Source organism: Mesorhizobium sp. WSM4871 (assembly GCF_055811295.1).
The window spans coordinates 169226-190078 of the sequence record NZ_JBVVPU010000014.1 but is presented as its reverse complement, the minus strand read 5'-3'; the positions used below and the strand labels follow the sequence as shown (position 1 = coordinate 190078).

At 61.3% G+C, this 20853-nt stretch carries 21 protein-coding genes and 1 pseudogene; 7 read left to right on the top strand and 15 right to left on the bottom strand.

All coding sequences use genetic code 11. The features are described 5' to 3' along the window. Nucleotides 1–48: 48 nt before the first annotated feature. From AC0L2H_RS26600 to aptA, 3 genes are all read right to left on the bottom strand, one after another. The gene (locus AC0L2H_RS26600; RefSeq protein WP_473593020.1) at nt 49–429 is read right to left on the bottom strand and encodes an endonuclease domain-containing protein; all 381 of its coding nucleotides are present in this window, start codon (nt 427–429) and stop codon (nt 49–51) included. 244 nt (nt 430–673) lie between these two features. Continuing rightward, nucleotides 674–1924, bottom strand: coding sequence for a Zn-dependent hydrolase (locus AC0L2H_RS26595; protein WP_473593019.1), 1251 nt, complete (start codon nt 1922–1924; stop codon nt 674–676). A gap of 68 nt (nt 1925–1992) precedes the next feature. After that, nucleotides 1993–3321: an omega-aminotransferase AptA gene (gene aptA / locus AC0L2H_RS26590; protein WP_473593018.1), complete on the bottom strand. Its 1329-nt coding sequence runs from the start codon at nt 3319–3321 to the stop codon at nt 1993–1995. Between the two features lie 254 nt (nt 3322–3575). Here aptA and AC0L2H_RS26585 point away from each other — a divergent pair, with 254 nt between their 5' ends. Beyond that, nucleotides 3576–4217 (top strand): TetR family transcriptional regulator C-terminal domain-containing protein, encoded by a 642-nt coding sequence (locus tag AC0L2H_RS26585; RefSeq protein WP_473593032.1) that lies wholly within the window; start codon nt 3576–3578, stop codon nt 4215–4217. A gap of 262 nt (nt 4218–4479) precedes the next feature. Beyond that, nucleotides 4480–5265 carry a DUF1236 domain-containing protein gene (locus AC0L2H_RS26580; RefSeq protein ID WP_473593017.1) on the top strand — a complete coding sequence of 262 codons (786 nt, stop codon included), beginning with the start codon at nt 4480–4482 and terminating at the stop codon, nt 5263–5265. 423 nt (nt 5266–5688) lie between these two features. Here the strand turns inward: AC0L2H_RS26580 and AC0L2H_RS26575 are convergent, their stop codons facing one another. Continuing rightward, nucleotides 5689–5886, bottom strand: a complete 198-nt coding sequence (locus AC0L2H_RS26575) for a hypothetical protein (protein ID WP_473593031.1) — start codon at nt 5884–5886, stop codon at nt 5689–5691. A gap of 68 nt (nt 5887–5954) precedes the next feature. Next, nucleotides 5955–6251 carry a DUF1236 domain-containing protein gene (locus AC0L2H_RS26570; protein ID WP_473593016.1) on the bottom strand — a complete coding sequence of 99 codons (297 nt, stop codon included), beginning with the start codon at nt 6249–6251 and terminating at the stop codon, nt 5955–5957. 136 nt (nt 6252–6387) lie between these two features. Between AC0L2H_RS26570 and AC0L2H_RS26565 the strand changes: the two are divergent. After that, nucleotides 6388–6657: pseudogene (locus tag AC0L2H_RS26565) on the top strand (SDR family oxidoreductase); the annotation flags it as partial. 24 nt (nt 6658–6681) lie between these two features. Here AC0L2H_RS26565 and AC0L2H_RS26560 read toward each other — a convergent pair. The 6 genes from AC0L2H_RS26560 to AC0L2H_RS26535 form a co-directional block, all read right to left on the bottom strand. Continuing rightward, nucleotides 6682–7059, bottom strand: coding sequence for a DoxX family protein (locus AC0L2H_RS26560; RefSeq protein ID WP_473593015.1), 378 nt, complete (start codon nt 7057–7059; stop codon nt 6682–6684). A gap of 63 nt (nt 7060–7122) precedes the next feature. Beyond that, on the bottom strand, nt 7123–7581 hold the full coding sequence (locus AC0L2H_RS26555) for a carboxymuconolactone decarboxylase family protein (protein WP_473593014.1): 459 nt from the start codon (nt 7579–7581) through the stop codon (nt 7123–7125). An 11-nt stretch (nt 7582–7592) separates the two neighbouring features. Continuing rightward, nucleotides 7593–8111, bottom strand: coding sequence for an RrF2 family transcriptional regulator (locus tag AC0L2H_RS26550; RefSeq protein ID WP_473593013.1), 519 nt, complete (start codon nt 8109–8111; stop codon nt 7593–7595). A 110-nt stretch (nt 8112–8221) separates the two neighbouring features. After that, nucleotides 8222–9535 carry an NAD-dependent dihydropyrimidine dehydrogenase subunit PreA gene (preA, locus tag AC0L2H_RS26545; RefSeq protein ID WP_473593012.1) on the bottom strand — a complete coding sequence of 438 codons (1314 nt, stop codon included), beginning with the start codon at nt 9533–9535 and terminating at the stop codon, nt 8222–8224. A gap of 2 nt (nt 9536–9537) precedes the next feature. Further along, the gene (locus AC0L2H_RS26540; RefSeq protein WP_473593011.1) at nt 9538–10902 is read right to left on the bottom strand and encodes an NAD(P)-dependent oxidoreductase; all 1365 of its coding nucleotides are present in this window, start codon (nt 10900–10902) and stop codon (nt 9538–9540) included. A gap of 114 nt (nt 10903–11016) precedes the next feature. Next, nucleotides 11017–11736 carry a gamma-glutamylcyclotransferase gene (locus tag AC0L2H_RS26535; RefSeq protein WP_473593010.1) on the bottom strand — a complete coding sequence of 240 codons (720 nt, stop codon included), beginning with the start codon at nt 11734–11736 and terminating at the stop codon, nt 11017–11019. A 172-nt stretch (nt 11737–11908) separates the two neighbouring features. On the opposite strand from AC0L2H_RS26535, the gene AC0L2H_RS26530 reads away from it, so the two are divergent. Next, the gene (locus tag AC0L2H_RS26530; RefSeq protein ID WP_473593009.1) at nt 11909–12685 is read left to right on the top strand and encodes a VOC family protein; all 777 of its coding nucleotides are present in this window, start codon (nt 11909–11911) and stop codon (nt 12683–12685) included. A gap of 72 nt (nt 12686–12757) precedes the next feature. Here AC0L2H_RS26530 and AC0L2H_RS26525 read toward each other — a convergent pair whose 3' ends face one another. Further along, complete coding sequence (locus AC0L2H_RS26525) at nt 12758–14503, bottom strand: DNA methyltransferase (protein WP_473593008.1); 1746 nt, start codon at nt 14501–14503, stop codon at nt 12758–12760. A 211-nt stretch (nt 14504–14714) separates the two neighbouring features. After that, on the bottom strand, nt 14715–15203 hold the full coding sequence (locus AC0L2H_RS26520; protein ID WP_473593007.1) for a hypothetical protein: 489 nt from the start codon (nt 15201–15203) through the stop codon (nt 14715–14717). Here AC0L2H_RS26520 and AC0L2H_RS26515 point away from each other — a divergent pair. After that, a complete protein-coding gene (locus AC0L2H_RS26515) occupies nt 15202–15435 on the top strand; it encodes a hypothetical protein (RefSeq protein WP_473593006.1) in 234 nt (77 codons plus the stop codon). The genes AC0L2H_RS26520 and AC0L2H_RS26515 overlap by 2 nt on opposite strands. Then, on the top strand, nt 15422–15814 hold the full coding sequence (locus AC0L2H_RS26510) for a DoxX family protein (protein ID WP_473593005.1): 393 nt from the start codon (nt 15422–15424) through the stop codon (nt 15812–15814). Before AC0L2H_RS26515 ends, AC0L2H_RS26510 begins: the two co-directional genes overlap by 14 nt. Nucleotides 15815–15829: 15 nt before the next feature. Here AC0L2H_RS26510 and AC0L2H_RS26505 read toward each other — a convergent pair whose 3' ends face one another. Together AC0L2H_RS26505 and AC0L2H_RS26500 are read right to left on the bottom strand one after the other, a co-directional pair. Beyond that, the gene (locus AC0L2H_RS26505) at nt 15830–18256 is read right to left on the bottom strand and encodes a GcvT family protein (RefSeq protein ID WP_473593004.1); all 2427 of its coding nucleotides are present in this window, start codon (nt 18254–18256) and stop codon (nt 15830–15832) included. A 235-nt stretch (nt 18257–18491) separates the two neighbouring features. Beyond that, on the bottom strand, nt 18492–20030 hold the full coding sequence (locus AC0L2H_RS26500; RefSeq protein WP_473593003.1) for a trimethylamine methyltransferase family protein: 1539 nt from the start codon (nt 20028–20030) through the stop codon (nt 18492–18494). Nucleotides 20031–20247: 217 nt separating this feature from the next. On the opposite strand from AC0L2H_RS26500, the gene AC0L2H_RS26495 reads away from it, so the two are divergent. After that, nucleotides 20248–20838 carry a transglycosylase SLT domain-containing protein gene (locus tag AC0L2H_RS26495; RefSeq protein ID WP_473593002.1) on the top strand — a complete coding sequence of 197 codons (591 nt, stop codon included), beginning with the start codon at nt 20248–20250 and terminating at the stop codon, nt 20836–20838. Nucleotides 20839–20853: the final 15 nt, after the last annotated feature.

The window sequence follows — 20853 nt, the reverse complement described above, 5'->3', positions numbered from 1 at the left end:
GCCTTGTTTGATCAGGTCGGTTCAGGGTCGAGGAACCCCGAACGGCCCTTACATGACTCCAACTTCCCGCAATATCTCCTCGACGCAACCATCGAAGGAATTTGCCAGGTCTCCTGTCGAAAACCGCAGAACACGATAGCCCTGACGGCCAAACCATGCATCGCGTATTCGATCCTTCTCCATTTGCTCAGGCGTGAAATGATGCTCTCCGTCCACTTCGATGACGAGCTTCTTCTCATGCAGAACGAAGTCCGCGACGTAAGGTCCGATCGGCGTCTGCTTCCTGGCGTGCAGGCCGTAGAGGCGTCGGAACTCTTTCAATTCAGACCAGAGCTTGCGTTCGCCTTCCGTCATGTTTCGGCGCAGCACCCTGGCACGCTTGATGGCAGCTGGATCAATCGCGGTCGGTGCCAAGACGAGTACCCCCACCCTCAATCTCTTCCCGCAAAGGCAGAGAAATCGCATATGAATTTTTTGCGAAGAGGGACCCCCACCCTAACCCTCCCCACAAGGGGGAGGGAACTCCTGTCAGCGCCGATCTGCGGCAAATTACCAACGTTTCGAACGCCAAGGTCGTAAGTCTGATTGCGCGGCAGCATTCCCTCCCCCTTGTGGGGAGGGTTAGGGTGGGGGTCCCTCTTCACAAGAATCCATCTGGCCCAGCCCAAACCTCTCACGCCACGATCTCCGCCGTCTCCACCACCGCGTGGAACAGTACGTCGGCGCCGGCCGCCGCCCATCCCTTGGTGATCTCCTCGGCCTCGTTGTGGCTGAGCCCGTCGACGCAGGGACACATCACCATTGCCGTCGGCGCGACACGGTTGATCCAGCAGGCGTCGTGGCCGGCGCCGGAGACGATGTTGCGATGCGTATAGCCCAGGCGCTCCGCCGCATCCCGCACAGCCTTGACGCAGCCCTTGTCGAAGGTGACCGGATCGAAATGGCCGACCTGCTCGATCGCATATTTGATGTCGAGCGCCTCGCAGATTGTGTCGATGCCTTCGCGGATGCGCCCATCCATCGCGTCGAGCACTTCCTTTTCCGGCGAGCGGATGTCGATGGTGAACACGGTGCGGCCGGCGATGATGTTGCGCGAATTGGGATAGACCTCCATATGGCCGACCGCGCCGACGGCGTCCGGCTGGTAGTCCATGGCGATCTCGTGCACCAGTTCGATCACCCGCGCCATGCCGAGCCCGGCATTGCGGCGCTTGGGCATCGGCGTCGAGCCGGTATGCGCTTCCTTGCCGGTCAGCGTCACCTGCAGCCACTTCAACCCCTGGCCATGGGTGACGACGCCGATATCGATGCCTTCGTCCTCGAGGATCGGCCCCTGCTCGATATGCAACTCGAAGAAGGCGTGGATCTTGCGCTCGCCGACCTTCTCCGTCCCCTTCCAGCCGATACGTTCCAGCTCTTCGCCGAACTTCTTGCCCTGCTTGTCGACATGCCCGTAGACATCGGCCTGGTCGAGCACCCCGGCGAACACGCCTGACGCCATCATCGCCGGGGCGAAGCGCGCACCCTCCTCGTTGGTCCAGTTGGTGACGACGATCGGATGCCTGGTCTTGATGCCGAGATCGTTGAGCGAGCGCACGACCTCCAGCCCGCCGAGCACACCGAGCACGCCGTCATACTTGCCGCCGGTCGGCTGCGTATCGAGATGGCTGCCGACATAGACCGGCGGCAATTCAGGGTCGGTGCCCTCGCGGCGGGCAAACATCGTGCCCATCTCGTCAAGACCCATTTCGAGCCCGGCCGCCTCGCACCAGCGCTTGAACAGATAACGGCCCTCGCCGTCTTCGTCGGTCACGGTCTGGCGATTGTTGCCGCCGGCAATGCCGGGACCAATCTTCGCCATCTCCATTATCGAATCCCACAAACGGTCTGAATTGATTCGCAGATTCTCGCCGGGGGCGGCCATTTAAAGTCCTCTCATTCATGTTCTGTGCGGGCGGCGGTTCCCAACGCCGCCTGCACAGATAAAGCAGATTAATCGATAGACCTCAGCACATCCCGCACATGGTCGATCAATTCGTTGATCTGGCCCTTGGTGATGATCAGCGGCGGCGACAGCGCGATGATGTCGCCGGTGGTGCGGATCAGCGCGCCGCGCTCGAACGCCTTGACGAAGGCCGAGAAGGCACGTTTGGTCGGCTGCCCGGCGATCGGCGCCAGTTCGATCGCGCCTATCAGGCCGATGTTCCTGATGTCGATGACGTTCGGCTCGCCCTTCAGCGAATGCAGCGCGTCTTCCCAGTAAGGCGCCAGCTCCTCGCCACGGGTCAAAAGCCCCTCTTCCTTGTAGGTGTCGAGCGTGCCGAGTGCGGCAGCACACGCGATCGGATTGCCCGAATAGGTGTAGCCGTGGAAGAACTCGATCATATGCTCGGGGCCGGTCATGAAGGCGTCGTGGATTTCCTTCTTGACGAACACCGCGCCCATCGGGATGACGCCGTTGGAGACGCCCTTGGCCGTGGTCATGATGTCGGGCGTGACGCCGAAATAGTCGGCGGCGAACGGCGCGCCGAGCCGGCCGAAACCGGTAATGACCTCGTCGAAGATCAACAGAATGCCGTGCTTGGTGCAAATCTCGCGAAGCTTCTGCAAATAGCCTTTCGGCGGCAGGATGACACCGGTGGAGCCGGCCACCGGCTCGACGATGACGGCCGCGATGGTCGAGGCGTCATGCAGGGCGACGATCCGCTCCAGCTCGTTGGCCAGCTCCGCGCCATGCTCAGGCACGCCCTTGGTGAACGCGTTCTTTTCCGGCAGATGCGTGTGCGGCATATGGTCGACGCCGCCCAGCAGCGTGCCGAACATCTTGCGGTTGGTGACGATGCCGCCCACCGAGATGCCGCCGAAATTGACGCCGTGATAGCCGCGCTCGCGGCCGATCAGGCGGGTGCGCGAACCCTCGCCCCTGACGCGGTGATAGGCGATCGCCATCTTGAGCGCCGTTTCGACCGATTCCGAACCGGAATTGGTGAAGAACACATGGTCCATGCCCTTCGGCGCGATGTCGACCAGGCGGTTGGCCAGTTCGAACACGATCGGGTGGCCCATCTGGAAGGCCGGCGCATAGTCGAGCTCGGCTGCCTGATGCTGTATCGCCTCGGTGATCTTCGGCCGGCAATGACCGGCATTGACGCACCACAGCCCGGCGGTGCCGTCGAGAACCTTGCGTCCGTCGCTCGTCGTGTAGTGCATGTCCTTGGCGGACACGAACATGCGCGGCGCCTGCTTGAACTGCCGGTTTGCCGTGAACGGCATCCAGAATGCGCTGAGATCGTTCGGCGTGACTTTCAGCCGGTTGGACATGACCAAGACTTCCCCTTGTAACCTGTTTCGGTGCGGCTAACGCTTGGTCTTCCCGACACTTGGTCTTCGCTGCGTTTTCGTGCTACGCAAATTTTGACCGATTGGACAAACGTTAGCACCGCCGTGTCGGCGGTCAAGGGACTACTAGCGGAAATGCGGCATCGCAAGCGCGCTCCACAGGCCGGAGAAAAACTGGTCCAGAGAATTGGTCCAGATGGGCCTGGGCGCGGCGGCGCGCAAGGGTGACCGACATCATGGAAGGCTCAGCCCCTCGCCGCACCCGCATCCAGCAGGAAAAGCGCGAACTCATCCTGGAAGCCGCGCTCGAGGTCTTCTCCGCCAACGGGTTTCGTGGCTCGACCATCGACCAGATCGCCGAAGCCGCGGGGATGTCGAAGCCGAATCTGCTCTACTATTTCCGCCGCAAGGAGGACATCCACGAGACGCTGATGGAGCGGCTGCTCGCAACTTGGCTGGCGCCGCTCAGGGAACTCGACGACATCGGCGACCCCATGACCGAATTGCGCAGCTATATCAGGCGCAAGCTCGAAATGGCGCGCGACTTTCCGCGCGAGAGCCGGCTGTTCGCCAACGAGATCCTGCAGGGCGCTCCGCGCATCATGCCGCTGCTGGAAGGCGAGTTGAAGACGCTGGTCGATGAGAAGGCCACCGTCATCAAGGGCTGGATGCGCGCCGGCAAGATCGCCCGCACCGACCCGTGGCACCTGATCTTCTCGATCTGGGCGACGACGCAGCACTATGCCGATTTCGACGTTCAGGTCCGCGCCGTGCTCGGGCCGAACCGCGGCGGCGACGGTCGCTTCGAGGACGCCGCGAGGTTCCTTGAGCAACTGTTCATCGACGGGCTGAAGCCGAAGAACCAGGTAGACCCATAAGCGCAGCCACAGCCGGATCGATGTAGCGCGCAAAAATCACTTTGCACCCCGGCGCAACTTCACTTGGTGGCGGTCCGGCGTGTTCCCGGACGCGCTTCCCCACGACGGCGAAAGCCTCGCTTCCGGTCGTCCAAAATGCGCAGCGGTTTTGCGGTAACCCCAATCAGCAAATCGCTCCCGCTCCTCTCAAATTCGCCTGGAACAAAACTTTCCAGAGGCGGTTTCCCCAATGAAGGGACAGACTTTTCAAGGAGATTATCTCATGAAAAAAGTTCTGATCACCAGCATGCTGGCCCTCGGGGTTGGCTGTGGAGCAGCGCTCGCCCAGACACAACAGCCCGCCGAAAGCCAGTCGGGCGCCAGCAGCGATTGTGCCGCGGGCGCGGCCGATTGTTCGCAAGGTTCGAAGATGGACAGCCAGGCCCAAGGTAAGGCCGGCACGACCGAGGAGCGGTCTCAGGGCAAGGCGAAGATGCAGACCGATGAGCAAGCCCAGGGCAAGGCCGGCGCCACCACCGATCAACAGGCCGGGGGCAAAGCCAAGGTCCAAACCGATGAGCAGGCTCAGGGCAAGGCTGGCGTAACCACCGATCAACAGGCCGAGGGCAAAGCCAAGGTCCAAACCGATGAGCAGGCTGAGGGCAAGGCCGGCGCCACCCCCGATCAACAGGCCCAGGGCAAGGCCAAGGTCCAAACCGATGAGCAGGCTCAGGGCAAGGCTGGCGCCACCACTGAGCAGCAAACTCAGGGCAAGACTCAACCAGAGGACCAGACTTCGACCGGCTCGATCAACAATGTGACCGTCGAGCAGAAAACGGAAATCACCCAGGTCATCAAGGAGACGAAGGTCGAACCGGTTTCGAATGTCGATTTCGACGTCTCAGTGGGGATCGAAGTCCCACGGGAGAAGGTCAGGTTGCATCGTCTGCCGCCGCGCATCGTCAAGATCGTCCCGGCTTACGAATCCTATGAGTATTTTGTGTTGGCTGATGGCCGAATCGTCATCGTCGACCCGGATACGTTCAAGATCGTGCTTATTCTGACCTAGTCGGACCAACATCGGAGGGCTGGCCATACGGCGAGCCCTCCATTTGCCTGGAGTATGATGCCGAAAACTGTGAAGCGGTTTTCGCACGACATCATGCTCTATCTCTTTGATTTAGGGCCGGATTCAGATTTCAGGTCGACTTGACCTGAAATCATCCGGCGCTGGCACAACTACGGCGCCCTCGGCGGCGTTGTGGCCATGTGCGCGTGCTTTTTGAAGATGGCGACCTTGTCCGGATAGGTGATCCGGATTCTATGTCCGCATCCCTCGCACTTGTAGCGGGAAACGACTTGGAACCAGCTGCCGTTCTTGACAACAACGACGTGGCATTGCGGGCATTGAAAGGTCAGACCGACAGAGTTTAGACCGGGAGATAGGGTCATTGCAGCGTCTCATTTCTGGGAAGCCTGAAGGCAGCTTTGGTTAGTCGGTCTCGCTGACGAAGGACGCAGCAATCAGATCATCGACATCAATGCGGCCTTTGCCGTCCTCCATGACGGCTGCGACCTTTCGAAAAATATTCAGTTCACTCTCGGTAATCTGGGCGCCGCGCATCCTCTCGCTGAGCTCAGTTACGCGTTTTCGGAGCGCCTGGGACGCTCCAATCTCACGGTTCGACATCATGATTTACATTCCTCCCTGGTTGGCGTTCCGCTGTGCCTTTCAGCACAGCGGAACGTCCTCCCCTCTTATTCGATGACCTTGATGATTTTGCGCGTGCCTGGATCGACGACAACGGTCCGGTCGTCGACCACCACGTAGCTGTACTTGGTGTCGGGAACTTCATGTAGCTCGACCGTATCGGGTAGCGCCGAGCCGACATTGAGCTCTACCCCAGGGACTTTCACCGATGCGAGCGGCTGCTTCTTCACATATTCCTTGATAACGGTCTCCTGCTCAGGCGCGATGACCACGTCCTGAGCTGCGGCAGCGCCGATACCTGCCAGCAGCAAAACCCCCGCTGCAATTGAAAGATGCATTCTCATAAGGTGCCTCCTTTGTGCGAGCTACGGTGCGTTGAACTCTTCGCGCCAAGCCCACAAACATCAGGCACCCGCAAACGTTCCCCTGCCGGGACTTCAGTCCCATCAGAGGCAGGACCTAGGTCCGACCTGCTGCGTGCAGTGGTCAGCACCGGGCGTTGCCGGCATCGCCGTAATCAACGGCATGCGCGTCAACGTCGTGGCGCCCGGCGTCATCGACACGCCCTGGTGGGACTTTTTGGCTGAAGAGCAGCGCCAGGCGATCTTCGCCGACTATGCCGGCAAGACCCCGGTCGGCCGCATCGGCCGCGCCGAGGACGTCGCCAGTGCGATCGCCTTTCTCGTCTCCAACTGCTTCATGACCGGCCAGGTGCTGACCTGCGACGGCGGCCTGCGCTTTGCCGCGTGATCGGCAGGCTCTGTCTCTGCATCGTCAAAGCGACTGCGCCACCAGCGTCAGAAAGCCGCCGGTCAACGCGACATTGCCGACGAAGCCGTTGATGCGGGCGGCCCGCTCAGGCCCTTGATGGTCCCAGAAATTGTGGAACATCGGCGTGGCGACGATGAGAAAAACGATCAGGCAGACAGCCGCGGGAACGGTCCAGACGCCTGCCATGACAAGTGCTCCGGCAACGATCTGCACGACGATACCGACCCACAGCGCCAGCCTTGCCAGCGGCACACTTCGCGCTGCCATCAACTGGGTCAGAAAGGCCTGGTTCTGGATGTTGCGCAGGCCGGCAAAGACAAAGGCGCCGCCAAGCAGCAGGCGGGCGGCAAGTAGAATCTCGTTCTCAAAATTTGCAAACATGGTCTTGATCTCCAAATAAAAAACGGGCGCGCGGATCTCTGCTCGCGCGCCCGGTTCTGTCGATCAGGCGGCCTTGGCTGCCGGCATCGGATGAAGGGCGTGGAACGGGACGCAGAGCCGGTTCCAGGTGTTGATCATGCCGATCGCCACCGACAGCTTGACCAGTTCCTGTTCCGTGAAATGCTCGAGCGTGCTGGCATAGAGTTCGTCCGAGACACCGTTGTCGGCGATCTTCGTCACCGCATCGGTCCAGGCGAAGGCAGCGCGTTCACGCTCGGAAAACAGCGGCGATTCCTTCCAGGCTGAGACCAGATAAAGCCGCTGCTCGGTCTCACCGTCGCGCCTGGCCTCGCGGCTGTGCATCTCGACGCAGTAGGAGCAGCCATTGATCTGCGATGCCCTGAGCTTGATCAGATGCAGCAGGCTTGCCTCCAGCCCGCATTCGTCGACCGCCTTGTTGAGCGCCGACACCGCCTTCATGATCTCCGGCGCCTTGGCGAAGAACTGCATCCTCTGTTTCATCGTCTTTCCTTTCATGCTTGCTTGGTTGAACTGGATTTCTGCGGCCGCTGATGGCGCGCGACAAAGGCGCAACTCGCCGCAAACGATCTGGGATCGCCTTCTTCGGCGTAATTCGCCACGATGTCGGACAGCCTGGTTTCGGCAAGCGCTGCCCGATAGGCGCGCTCGGCCTTCAGCATCGCGGCATTGATGCCGCAGGGTTTGACATAGGCCGAGGCGTCGATCTTGACCGGACCGTTGCGGCGAATTTCGCTGCAGCGGAACGCCGGCTCGCGCCCTTCGATGGCCAGCACGATGTCGAGGAGCGTTATGCGTTCCGCCGCCCGCGCCAGCCTGTAGCCGCCCGCCGGACCCGGCACCGATTCCAGGATGCGCGCCGCCGTCAGCATGTTGAGATGCTTCAGGAGATAGCTAGGCGACAGGCCGAAGGCCTCGGCCAGGGCCGCGCCGGGCATGGTGCTGTTGCCCTCGACGCTCGCCAGCGTGGCCGCGCAATGGATGGCCGCTTCAACGCCCTCGCCCAGTTTCATGGTGTCGACCTCCTATTCATGGATGATTTTTATCATGGATAAATCTTATCTGCAATATGGAAATGAAAAACGGCACCGAGGGCGCCGCTTTCTTGTTGAAGGATTCCGGCCTACTCCGCCGCCACCTTGGCCATCGGGTTGTTCGGATGCGTCGTCCAGTTGGCGTAGACCGGCGATACCGGCTTGCCGGTGCGCTGGTCCATCACGCCGGCCGCCAGCGGCTCCATGGTGATGCAGTTCTCCACCGGGCAGACATTTACGCAGAGATTGCAGCCAACGCATTCGGCCTCGATCACCTCGAAATGCCTGACGCCGTCCACCATGCTGGTGATCGCCTGGTGCGAGGTGTCCTCGCAGGCGATGTGGCAACGGCCGCATTTGATGCAGGCCTCCTGGTCGATATGCGCCTTGGCGATGTAGTTGAGGTTGAGATACTGCCAGTCGGTGACGTTGGGCGTGGCCCGGCCGACGATGTCGTCGAGCGTAGCGTGGCCCTTCTCGTCCATCCAGTTTTCCAGGCCGGCGATCATCTCCTGCACGATCTTGAAGCCATAGGTCATCGCCGCCGTGCAGACCTGCACATTGCCGGCGCCGAGCGCCATGAATTCGGCCGCGTCGCGCCATGTCGTGATGCCACCGATGCCGGAGATCGGCAGGCCGTGCGTTTCGGTATCGCGGGCGATCTCGGCCACCATGTTCATGGCGATCGGCTTCACCGCCGGGCCGCAATAGCCGCCATGCGAGCCCTTGCCGTCGATGGTCGGCTGCGGCGCGAAACTGTCCAGATCGACGCCGGTGATCGAATTGATCGTGTTGATCAGCGACACCGCGTCGGTGCCGCCGGCGTGCGCCGCCCGCGCCGGCTTGCGGATATCGGTGATGTTGGGCGTCAGCTTGGTGATGACCGGCATGCGGGTGTTGGCCTTGCACCAGCGCACCACCATCTCGATATATTCCGGCACCTGGCCGACCGCAGCGCCCATGCCGCGTTCCGACATGCCGTGCGGGCAGCCGAAATTGAGCTCGATGCCGTCGGCCCCCGTCTCCTCGACCACAGGCAGGATCGCCTTCCACGCGTGTTCCTCGCAAGGCACCATCAGCGAGACGACGATGGCGCGGTCCGGCCAATCCATCTTGACTTGCTTGATCTCGCGCAGATTGACCTGCAGGTCGCGGTCGGTGATCAGTTCGATGTTGTTGAGGCCGAGCAGGCGGCGGTCGGCGCCCCAGATCGCGCCGTAGCGCGGACCGTTGACGTTGACCACCGGCGGCCCTTCTTCGCCGAGCGTCTTCCAGACAACACCGCCCCAGCCTGCCCTGAAGGCGCGGATGACGTTGTAGGCCTTGTCGGTCGGCGGCGCCGAGGCCAGCCAGAACGGATTGGGCGATTTGATGCCGACGAAATTGTTTCTGATGTCTGCCATGCTCATGCCCTCCCGTTTGAGGTCAGTGCCCGGTGGATCGATTCCGCCGCGTCGCGGCCTTGCGCCACGGCCGACACCGTCAGGTCGTCGCCGCCAAAGATGCAGTCGCCGCCGGCCCAGACATTTGCAAGAGAGGTGCGGCCCTCAGTGTCCACCTTGATGCGGCCGCCTTCCAGTTCAAGCGCCGCACCGCTGCCGTTAAGCGCGGCAGGGACAAAGCTCTGGCCGATCGCCTTGAACACCTGGTCGGCGGTGAGCGTCAGCTGCTCGCCGGTGCCGATGAGCTTTTCGCCATTCATCGCGGTGTATTCGAGCTCGATAGCTCTGACCTTGCCGCCTTCGGCAATGACCCGCTTCGGCTGCAGCCAGTGGCGGATGGTGACGCCGTTGGCGGCGGCCAGATCCTGCTCGAATTCGGAAGCGTTCATATGCTCCTGGCCGCGCCGGTAGCATACCGTCACCTCCTCGGCGCCGAGCAGCTTCGACTGCACCGCCGCGTCGATTGCCGTCATGCCGCCGCCGATGACGACGACGCGCCGGCCGACCGGCAGGCCCGAGAGGTCGCTGGCCTGGCGAAGTTCCGCGATGAACTCCACCGCATTGGTCACGCCTGCGGCGTCCTCGCCATCGGCTCGCAGCGCATTGACGCCGCCAAGCCCCATGCCGAGAAACACCGCATCGTAGTTCCTTGTCAGATCCGACAGCTGGTAGTCGCGGCCGAGCGCCTTGCCGTTCTGGATGTCGATGCCGCCGATCGAGGTGACATAGTCGACCTCGGCCTGGGCGAAATTGTCGACGCTCTTATAGGCGGCGATACCGTATTCATTGAGGCCACCGGCCTTCGGCCGCGCTTCCAGTATCGTCACTTCGTGACCGTGGCGAGCGAGCCTGTGGGCGGCTGCCAGACCCGCCGGCCCGGCGCCGACCACAGCGACCGTCCTTCCGGTCGGCTCGGCGCGCTGGTAGAACTGCTTGTTCTCGGACATCGCCACATCGGTGGCGTAGCGCTGCAGGCGACCGATCTGCACCGGCTTGCCTTCGGCGACCTCGCGCACGCAGACCTCTTCGCACAGCGTCTCGGTCGGGCAGACGCGGGCGCACATGCCGCCCAGAATGTTCTGGTCGAAGATCGTCTTGGCCGAACCGATCGGATTGCCGGTCGAGATCTGGCGGATGAACAGCGGAATATCGATCGAGGTCGGGCATGCATTCATGCATGGCGCGTCGTAGCAGAAATAGCAGCGGTCGGATTCGACCAGCGCCTCGTGATGATCGAGCGGAGGATGCAGATCGGAAAAATTGTCGGCGTATTGCTCGGGCGCAAGCCGGCCGCCGACAATACCTTCCCTAAAATGACCAGTCGCCATTCCTCTTCCCCTTGTTTTCGTTTTGGGGAAAGCTAGCACATCTTATTTTTTTATCAATTGGTCAATTTTCTAGCAAGTCGCTGAAATGGCTCGATAATAACATGATTTTTTTACTCACGTTATCGAGTGCTGCGTGCCGGTCTCTAGGGTGCTGCCATGTATCGACCGGATCTCGTCCGCGACCAGTTGCTGCAGCCGCCACAAATTGCGGTCGCGGATGCCGAACGCTTCCAGGTGGCTAACGGTGTTGTAGAGATATTCCGCACCCGATCCGACATGTCCGCACGCCCTGGCCAACACTTGAGCCACCGTCTCCAGCGGCTGCCTGAGCGAGCTGCCTCTGCCGGTCACGCCGACCCAGAAGCCCAACGCCCTGAGCGCGCCCTGATCCGTATGCACCGGAACCCAGCGAACCGAGGCGACACTCTCGTGATCGTCGATCTCGCGCCGCAGCAGCCTTTCGATCTGGGCCGGTTTTTGGCCGTCGGGCAAGCGGTAGACCACCCCGTTGCACCGCCCGCCCCGCTCCAGCGCCATCATCAGGCCCGGCTGTGCGGCGCTGCCGCGCCAGCGCGCAATGTCGAGACAAAAGGAGCGGTGCCAGCCGAAAGCGGTGGCGCGCTGCTGTTCGACGGATTCGAACGCCGGCTTCCAGATCAGCGAGCCATAGGCAAAAACCCATAGCGGACCCTCGTCCGCCTCGCCTGAGAGGCGCGAGGCAAGCGTCTGGAAATCCTCGTCGGTCAGTTGCGTCCAGCTGCCATCAGGACCGGGATCGGCCTCCTCGCGATGGCACAATGCGACAAGCTCCGGCGTGAGCGACATCAGGCGCATGGATCAACCCCCGTGAAGGTAAACAAAGTCGAAAACCGCGACACACGCAAGATTGCGAATGAGGACACTTGCCGCCATCGATCTCTGGCCCAGATGTCGGATTTCTGTCGCAAGGATCGTCCTAGGATAGATCGAGCCGCAATCGACGCGTGAAACGGTGAGGAGACCGACAATGCCCAAATCCCCGATGCCCTTCTTCTGGTACGAATTGATGACCACCGACCTCGACGCAGCCGAGGCCTTCTATACAGCTGTGGTCGGCTGGACAGCACAGCCCTTCGAAGCCGGGACAGGCATGCCGCGCTACATCGTCATGAATGTCGGCGAGCGCGGCGTCGCCGGCCTGATGACGTTGCCCGAGGACGCCGCCAAGATGGGCATGCCGCCGGCCTGGCTCGGCTATATCCACACGAAAGACGTCGATGCTTCGACGAAATCGCTGACGGCAGCCGGCGGCACGGTTCACCGCGAACCCGACGACATTCCGGGCGTCGGCCGCTTCGCCGTCGTCGCCGATCCGCAGGGTGCGACTTTCATGTTCATGCAGCCGAGCGGCCCCGATCAGCCAACGGTGCCGGCCACCACGCCGGGCCATATCGGCTGGCATGAGCTCTACACATCGGACTGGAAGGCCGCCTTCGATTTCTATTCCAGGCAGTTCGGCTGGGAGAAAGGCGATGCGATGGATATGGGGCCGATGGGCATCTACCAGACCTTTTCCGCCGGCCCCGAATCCGGCGGCGGCATGATGAACAAGCCGGAGCAGATTCCTGTGCCCGTGTGGCTGTTCTATTTCAACGTCCCGGCCATCGATGCGGCGGCCACACGCGTCACCGACAATGGCGGCAAGATCCTGATGGGTCCGATGGAGGTGCCCGGCAGCAGCTGGATCGTGCAGTGTCAGGATCCGCAGGGCGCGCATTTCGCGCTAACGGCGCCGGTGCGCTGATCGGGCTCGGGCGGCTAAGGCAAGACCATTGAGATCGATGAAGGAAACTCATACTGCGGTAGAAGAAATAAATTATTTGACCTTTCGGTTGTGATCCGGGCGGGTAACTTCGATGTCGACTGCCCGGATGGACCTATTCCCCTTGCGTATTGGCACCTCAATATCGTGCGATTTGCCATCGATTGGAAACAGCATTTCCGTCTGACCTTCAACCCTCTTACGCTGCCGCTTTTGTGGAGAAACAACTGGCTGTCTCCCCACTTCGGGTAGATCAATCATGCCCGGCAGTTCGACCGGTGTTTTCTGAAATAGCATGTCGACGGTTAGAATTTGGATTTTTGGAACCTGCTTCGAGCGCGGGCCGACCTCGCCCTCAGATGCTGCCTCTCTCAGCATCGGGGCGGTCGGTGGATCAAGGCAAACTAAAACGCCAATCTCTGCACTCTCCCGCCTGACGACGGACTTTAGCTTGTGGATGGCGTCGACGCCGACGTGGAATCCGCCCTTTACAGATACAACTGCACGATTAGGCTGCTCAATGCCCACACGATGGTAGCGAATGATGCCGTCAATTCCGCCATCTGCGCCGGGCTTATCCTTTGGAAGACCGCCAAGAGCGAACACCGCCCATTTTTGAAACTCCAACCAATCTCGCGCCGCGAGAACGCGGGCATCTTCGGCATCTTTTGGCCGCCCGTAGATATTAAATTGTTCTTGGATTGCGGGACCGAACGACTTTACTAGCCGTCCCACAACGACGTGAATAGCAAGGTAGGTGATATCGATCCCAATCCATTTACGGCCCAACTTTTCTGACGCCTCAATGGCCGTTCCACAACCACAAAACGGGTCAAGAACGGTGTCACCAAGATTGCTTGATGCCTCGATTAGCCGCTCAAGTAGCGCTTGCGGCTTCTGCGTAGGGTAACCGACCCGTTCGATGGCTTGAGAATTGACCGGAAAAATATCCGTCCAAACATCGCCCAATGAAACACCCGGTCTTTTGTCTAAATAGTTCTTCAAACGAGGCATCCCACGCTTGCTATATACAAGGCGCCCCTCGGCTTCGAACTTCTCCATATTGCCCTTTGAGTAGGCCCAATACCGACCGACAGGCGGACGAATGCCTTTCCATTCGTAGGAGGTATCTCCACCAGGCTTTGCTGCTGTAAGATCGCTGGTGGTGAACTTGCGTTCTGTGCCGACGTCCTTGGACGAGTAGTGGCTGGCGATATAGTCTTCGCTCAAGGGGATAAAGAGGTTTTTCCACGTCCCTCTCGCCGACTTGCCGTAGAATAGCAGTACGTCGTGGGTTCTGCCAAAGCGCGACAACCCCTGTGACGCGTCGCTATGAGCGCTTGTGCGCTTCCAAACGATTTCATTCCGAAAGTTCGTGGCGCCAAAAATCGCGTCTAGGAGCAGCTTTAGATAATGGCTCGCAGTCGGATCACAGTGAAGATAGATCGCTCCCGCGTCCTTAAGAACTCGACGCATTTCGATGAGCCGTACGGCCATCATGGCGAGATACGCCATCATCTTGCTGCCACCGAATACCTTCTGAAAGGCATCTAGTAGGGCGCCTGCCTCCAGGTGACGTTCCGCAGTCTGGTCTAATGCCCGCTGCGCATCCCGTCCCCAAGTCCAAGTATCTTCAAAAGCGTGAGATTGCGCTTGAGAAGGCCCTGCTCGTTTCGTACCATAAAGAACATTGTAATTTGCATTCGAATTAAATGGCGGGTCCAGGTAGATCAAATCGACCGACTCTGCTGGCATAGCCCGCAACACGTCAAGATTGTCGCCGAAGTGAAGCTCGTTCATAGCTTTTACCTCCAGCGACATATTTGCAGGTGTCGGTTAACTATTTGAGAATTAAGGTTCTATTTACGAATACCTACTCAGGCGCACGACTCCGCACGTAGTTTAATGACGCCCCCTTTTTGGAACAGCCAGTCATCCTAGCGCGATCGGCTGCCAGTTTTATGCTAGTGCGTGATTAAGTCTTAACCAGAATAATTGCCTTAAGACGCAGTCATTCCGGCACCAGCACCGCGACCTTGATACCCTGTTCTTTGGCGCCGCTGAACTGGATGGTGGCCGGGCCGGCCGCCAGCTTGAAGCGCAAGCTCTTGCGGATGCCGGGACAGGTTTTCACTCCGCTATAGCCCACCGACTTCATCGCACGGTCGTCCTGGATGACATCGATCCAGGCTTCACCGGAGACGCTTATCTGCAGATCTCCTTCCGGCGGCACAGTAACGCTTGCCGTTGCGCCGAACGTGCCGGCTTTCGGCGCGCGTTCCGGCGGAACGGTAAAGCTGATCGTGTCGACCGGCGCCAACGCCACATCCGCAGCCTCGCCGACCGAAAGGTCAGCACCCGACTGAGCGGCCGGAGCTGCCGGAAACAGTGCCTGCTCCCGTGTCACCGGCCATTTGAAGGCGGCGCAGCCGGCGTCCGCGGCCACGGCAAAGCTGGTGCCTGCGAGGACTGCGAATAGGCTGATGACGACTCTTTTCATGGCAAAGGTACCCATTTGGTTTGGAGTATCGGCAGATAAATACAACCATTGCGATCTAAATGCAACCATAAAGGGAACAAAACAATCACCGGATGAAAAACAGGCGATCGTGCTGCCGTGCGCTCAATCACAGATTGTTGATTGCGGGAGATTGGACATCAATGATCCGTTGGAAAGCAGTAATCTAAGGCCGATCGGCAGGGATAATGGAGTTTTGGATGAAGTTCCTTGATGGCCTCGCCAGATATCGGCCGCAGGCTCTGGCCGCGTTGCGCATCATGACGGCGCTGCAATTCATCGAACATGGCACACAAAAACTGTTCAATTTTCCCGTCGGCGATCATGCCGGCGCCCTGACCGGACTGACGTTGACCGCGGCCATCCTCGAATTCGCCGGCGGCGTTCTCCTGGCGCTTGGGCTCTTCACCCGGCCGGTCGCCTTCCTCCTAGCCGGCGAGATGGCGATCGCCTATTTCATGGCGCACATGCCGCGCGACTTCTTCCCCGTCAACAATGGCGGCGACGCGGCAATCTCGTTCTGCTTCATTTTTCTCTATCTGGTGTTTGCCGGTCCCGGCGCCCTGGCGCTGGACAACCGCCGCAACGCCTGAGGCGTCGGCGCGCCCTCATCCACGCATCCGCTCGAAATTGGCGTCGAACAGCGGCGCCGATTGCATGCGCGCTGCGTGACGCTTGCCCAGGAGTTCGATCTCGAAACCCTCGGTTTCCTCGGCGATCTCCTTCGGCACGTAGCCGATGGCGACGGACTTCTTCGAATGATGCGCATAGCCGCCTGAGGTGACCCAGCCGCGCACCGCGCCGTCGAACCAGATCGGCTCGTCGCCGATGACATCGGCGTCAGTGGCATCGACGACGAAGGCGCGCAGCCTGAGCTTACCGCCCCTCTTGCGCTCGGCGAGCGCGCCGGCCTTGCCGATGAAATCGGCGTCCTTGCCATAGGCGACGAAGCGGTCGAGCCCCGCCTCCAGCGGTCCGTAGATCGGCCGGTATTCGCGCGCCCAGGAGCCATAGTTCTTTTCCAGCCGCAATGCGTTGAGCGCGCGCGAGCCGAACAGGCCGATCGAAAATTCCTCTCCGGCCGCCATCAGCGTCTGGAACGCGGCGCGCTGATATTCCGGCGCCACCCACATCTCGTAGCCGAGATCGCCGGTATAGCTGACGCGCCCGACCAGGCATGGCGCCATGCCGATATCCATCCTGGCGATGGCCATGAACGGAAACGCCGCATTGGAGACATCCGCCCGCGTGACCTTTGCCAGGAGTTCGCGTGCTTTCGGTCCAGCGATCGACAGGCCTGTCATTTTCGGCCCGAGCGCTTCGATGCGGACCGAGCCATCGTCAGGCAGATGCGCCTCGAACCAGCGCATGTGATACTGCTCGGCGACGCCGGAGCCGGCGAGGAACCAGCTTTCGTCACCTGGGTTGGCCAGCGTGAAGTCGCCGATGAGCTTGCCATCGTCCTTCAGCATCGGCGCCAGCGTCATGCGGCCCGGCTTCGGCAATTTGCAGGCGAGCAGGCGGTCGAGCCATGCGGCAGCCCCCTCGCCCGTCACCTTGTATTTGGCGAAGCTCGAAATCTCCGACAGGCCGACGCCATTGCGAACGGCCGCGACTTCCTTGGCGACGTGAGAAAAATCGCTCGAGCGCCGCCACGAGAACTCGTCCCTGACGCCTTCCGGCGCGTACCACAGCGGCACTTCCAGCCCATAGGCCACGCCCCATTGCGCGCCCTTGGCCGACAACAAATCGTAGACCGGCGTCGTCTTGAGCGGCCGTCCGGCAGGCAGCTCTTCATTGGGGAAGCGGATCGAAAACCGCCGCGAATAGTTCTCGCGCACCTTGGCGTTGGTATAGGCCATCGTTGCCCAGTCGCCATAGCGCGAGACGTCCATCGCCCAGATGTCGGCGCCGGGATCGCCCTCGATCATCCAATTGGACAGCGCCAGACCAACGCCGCCGCCTTGCGAAAACCCGGCCATGACGCCGCAGGCGACCCAGAAGCCCGGCAGGCCGCGCACCGGCCCGACCAGCGGATTGCCGTCGGGCGCGAAGGTGAAGGGCCCGTTGATAATCTGTTTGATGCCGGTGTTCTGGAAGGCCGGGAAATGCCGGAAGCCGACTTCCAGCGACGGCGCGATGCGGTCGATATCCGGCTCCAGCAATTCATGGCCGAAATTCCACGGCGTCTGGAACTCGGACCACGGCTTGTTGGCCTTCTCGTAGGTGCCCATCAGCATGCCGCCGCGTTCCTGGCGCAGATAAAGCTCGCCGTCGAAATCCACCGCGTGGATGATTTCCGTGCCGGTCTTCTGGTTCCAGGCGGCAACCTCCGGCATATCCTCGGTGATGAGATACATATGCTCCATCGCCAGCACCGGCAGTTCCAGCCCGACCATGCGGCCGACCTCGCGCGCCCAAAGGCCGCCGGCATTGACGACATGCTCGGCCACCACCTCGCCCTTGTTGGTGATGACGCGCCACAGCCCGTCGGCGCGCCGTACGATGTCCTCGACTTTGGTGAAGCGCTCGACCTCGGCGCCGAGCTTGCGCGCGGCCTTGGCATAGGCGTGGGTGACGCCCGACGGATCGAGATGGCCGTCCTCCTTGTTGCGCACCGCGCCGACGAACTGCTTGGGATCGATGAGCGGCATCAATTCGGCCGCCTCATCAGGCGAGATCTCCTCAAGGTCGATGCCGAGATAGCGGCCCTTGGCGACGACGCCGCGCAGCCAGTCGAGCCGCGCCTCGGTGGCGGCCAAAAGCACGCCACCGGTGAGATGCACGCCGGTCGCCTGCCCCGACAGTTCCTCGATCTCCTTGTAGAGCGAGATCGTGTATTTCTGCAGCTTGGCGACATTGGGATCGCCATTGATCGTATGCATGCCGCCGGCCGCGTGCCAGGTCGACCCCGAAGTCAGCTCATCGCGCTCCAATAGAACGACATCGGTCCAGCCGTGGCGGGCGAGGTGGAACAGCACGGAGCATCCGACGACACCGCCGCCAATGACCACGACCTTTGCATGCGATTTCATAGGGTTTTCTCGTTATTTCAGTGAGTTGGAGACATAAAGTGAATCGGAGAGGGCAGCGCCAAGCCACCCCCCTCTGGCCTGCCGGCCATCTCCCGCTCAAGGGGGGAGATCAGCAGCTTCAACGTCGCGGCGCTTTTTTCAACGTCGGTGATTGGCGAAGGAGAATGTGACAGCCAATCTCCCCCCTTTAGGGGGAGATGTCCGGCAGGACAAAGGGGGGTGCCGCGCGCCGACATCACGGCTCGCCCTGCCCGATCGCTTCCCTGCGTTTGCTGACATAGGCTTCCAGGGCTTCGCGCACGGCGATATCCATCACCGGCTCGACATAGTCTTCCAGCGCCTTCTTCCACAGCCGCGTCGCGCGCGCCGTGGCGTCGAGCCCGCCGGCCTCCTGCCAGGCCTCGTAATTCTGCCAATTGGACAGCATCGGCTGGTAGAAGGCGGTGGCGTAGCGCTCCAGCGTGTGCGGCTCGCCGAAGAAATGGCCGCCGGTCGGCACCGCCCCCAGCGCCTCGACTGCCAATTCGGCCTCGTTGACCTCGATCGGGAGCAAAAACTCCATCATATGCTGGATCATCTCTACATCGATGATGAACTTCTCGAACGACGCGGTCAGCCCGCCCTCCTGCCAGCCGGCGGCGTGGTACACCAGATTGCCATGGCCCAGCACCGCGCCCCACAGCGCCATCAGCGTCTCATAGGCGCCTTGCGCGTCGGCGGCGTTGGAAGCCGAGCCCGGCGTCGTCCGGTAGGGCAAGCCATACCGCCGCGCCAGTTGCCCGGACGCGATGTTGGCCTTGGTATTCTCCGGCGTGCCGAAGGCCGGCGCGCCCGACTTCATGTCGACATTGGAGGTGAAAGCGCCATACATGACCGGCGCGCCGGGCCGCACAAGCTGCGTCAGCACGACGCCGAACAGCGCCTCGGCGTTCTGCTGCGCCAATGCGCCGGCAAGCGTCACCGGGCTCATCGCCCCCATCAGCGTGAATGGCGTCACCGCCACCGACTGGCCGAATTCGGCCATGGTCATCAATCCCTCGGCCATCATCTCGTCGAAGCGGCGCGGCGAGTTGACCGAAATGATAGTGGTGATGCCGGGATCGTCGCGCATCTGGTCCAGCGTCAGCCCGCGCGAGATCGCCATCATCTCGATACCGTCCAGCGCCCTGCCCCGGCCGATGGCCGAGACGTGAAAGCTTTTGTCGGTCAGCGTCAGATTGGCGAGGTAAGTATCGAGATGGCGCGAATTGGCCGGCAGTTCGACCGGCGCGCAAACCTGGTTGCCGAGCATATGGATGCAGTTGAAATGCTGCGCCAGCCGGACGAGGTCAGAGTAGTCACGCAAGTTTCCGGCGCGGCGGCCGCGTTCCATGTCGTGCACATTGGGCGGCCCGGCGACCAGGGTGAAGTTGATCGTGTTGCCGCCGAGATGGACGGTGTGGGCCGGATTGCGCGGCGTCAATGTGTAGCTCGACCGCGTCGTCTTCAGCGCGTCCTCGACCATGCCCCGGTCGATGCGAACATTCGCCGACACGTGATCGACCGCAGCACCCGCGCTCTCGAACAGCGACAGCGCCCGCGGGCTCATCACCTCGATGCCGAAATTTTCCAGAATGTGCATCGACGCCTGGTGGATCGCCTCGATCTGATCGGCGGAAAGCATCGCCATCGGCGGATAGGGATTGGTGACGCGGCGCTGCGGCAGCTGCGGAATGGCGGCCGGCCCCCTGTTGCTGGTTCGCTCGGCGCCGCGCTTGCGTCTTGGTTCGGTCATGCGCGGCATCAAAGCGCCGTGGCTCAGGCCAGGCTGTCAGAAATCCGCCGTCCACAGGCGTGATTTTAGCCAAGGCGGCACATCGGGAATTTCCGACCGACAAAAGCGACGTGAAAGGTCGGAATATCGATCATGGTTCACCTGGATCGTGGAAGCCGACAAGCGATTAAGAAACGCAGCAAGATTCCTTTTATGATTTCGGCCTATTCGTCCTCCAATGCGTAGGTCGAGTTTTAGTAAAATTGTAGCTGTCTCCGTGCTGCTGGCGCTGTCGGCCTGCGCCACACCGCCAAGCCACATCAACGACGTCTGCGCCGTCTTCGACCAGAATGACGGCTGGTTCGACAATTGGCAGGCGGCGGCCGAACGCGCCGAGCAGAAATACGGCGTGCCCGTTCCCGTGCTGATGGCGACGGTGCGCAAGGAATCCGGCTTCAAGAGCAACGCCCGGCCGCCGCGCAAGAAGCTGCTCGGTTTCATTCCCTGGAAACATGTCTCAAGCGCCCACGGCTTCTCCCAAGCGCTCGACGGCACATGGTCGCAATATCAGAGCGAAACCGGCAATTGGGCGGCGCGGCGGACCAAATTTGCCGACGCTGTCGATTTCGTCGGCTGGTACCATTCCAGGACGTCGGACACCTATGGCGTCGCCCGCAACGACACCTACAATCTCTATCTCGCCTACTATCTCGGCTGGACCGCCTATGGCCGCGGCAACCGCGGCGATGCCGGCGTCCAGAACTATGCGCGAGCGACCGAGAAGATGGCGCGCGATTACGCGGCGCAGCTGCGTCAATGCGCCAACTGACCGCGCCCGCGGCTT

Coding starts and splice junctions, on each gene's coding strand:
- AC0L2H_RS26595 (WP_473593019.1), bottom strand. CDS start 1,924: ATGGCCGCCCCCGGCGAGAATCTGCGAATCAATTCAGACCGTTTGTGG.
- aptA (WP_473593018.1), bottom strand. CDS start 3,321: ATGTCCAACCGGCTGAAAGTCACGCCGAACGATCTCAGCGCATTCTGG.
- AC0L2H_RS26585 (WP_473593032.1), top strand. CDS start 3,576: ATGGAAGGCTCAGCCCCTCGCCGCACCCGCATCCAGCAGGAAAAGCGC.
- AC0L2H_RS26580 (WP_473593017.1), top strand. CDS start 4,480: ATGAAAAAAGTTCTGATCACCAGCATGCTGGCCCTCGGGGTTGGCTGT.
- AC0L2H_RS26575 (WP_473593031.1), bottom strand. CDS start 5,886: ATGTCGAACCGTGAGATTGGAGCGTCCCAGGCGCTCCGAAAACGCGTA.
- AC0L2H_RS26570 (WP_473593016.1), bottom strand. CDS start 6,251: ATGAGAATGCATCTTTCAATTGCAGCGGGGGTTTTGCTGCTGGCAGGT.
- AC0L2H_RS26560 (WP_473593015.1), bottom strand. CDS start 7,059: ATGTTTGCAAATTTTGAGAACGAGATTCTACTTGCCGCCCGCCTGCTG.
- AC0L2H_RS26555 (WP_473593014.1), bottom strand. CDS start 7,581: ATGAAACAGAGGATGCAGTTCTTCGCCAAGGCGCCGGAGATCATGAAG.
- AC0L2H_RS26550 (WP_473593013.1), bottom strand. CDS start 8,111: ATGAAACTGGGCGAGGGCGTTGAAGCGGCCATCCATTGCGCGGCCACG.
- preA (WP_473593012.1), bottom strand. CDS start 9,535: ATGGCAGACATCAGAAACAATTTCGTCGGCATCAAATCGCCCAATCCG.
- AC0L2H_RS26540 (WP_473593011.1), bottom strand. CDS start 10,902: ATGGCGACTGGTCATTTTAGGGAAGGTATTGTCGGCGGCCGGCTTGCG.
- AC0L2H_RS26535 (WP_473593010.1), bottom strand. CDS start 11,736: ATGCGCCTGATGTCGCTCACGCCGGAGCTTGTCGCATTGTGCCATCGC.
- AC0L2H_RS26530 (WP_473593009.1), top strand. CDS start 11,909: ATGCCCAAATCCCCGATGCCCTTCTTCTGGTACGAATTGATGACCACC.
- AC0L2H_RS26525 (WP_473593008.1), bottom strand. CDS start 14,503: ATGAACGAGCTTCACTTCGGCGACAATCTTGACGTGTTGCGGGCTATG.
- AC0L2H_RS26515 (WP_473593006.1), top strand. CDS start 15,202: ATGGCAAAGGTACCCATTTGGTTTGGAGTATCGGCAGATAAATACAAC.
- AC0L2H_RS26520 (WP_473593007.1), bottom strand. CDS start 15,203: ATGAAAAGAGTCGTCATCAGCCTATTCGCAGTCCTCGCAGGCACCAGC.
- AC0L2H_RS26510 (WP_473593005.1), top strand. CDS start 15,422: ATGAAGTTCCTTGATGGCCTCGCCAGATATCGGCCGCAGGCTCTGGCC.
- AC0L2H_RS26505 (WP_473593004.1), bottom strand. CDS start 18,256: ATGAAATCGCATGCAAAGGTCGTGGTCATTGGCGGCGGTGTCGTCGGA.
- AC0L2H_RS26500 (WP_473593003.1), bottom strand. CDS start 20,030: ATGACCGAACCAAGACGCAAGCGCGGCGCCGAGCGAACCAGCAACAGG.
- AC0L2H_RS26495 (WP_473593002.1), top strand. CDS start 20,248: ATGCGTAGGTCGAGTTTTAGTAAAATTGTAGCTGTCTCCGTGCTGCTG.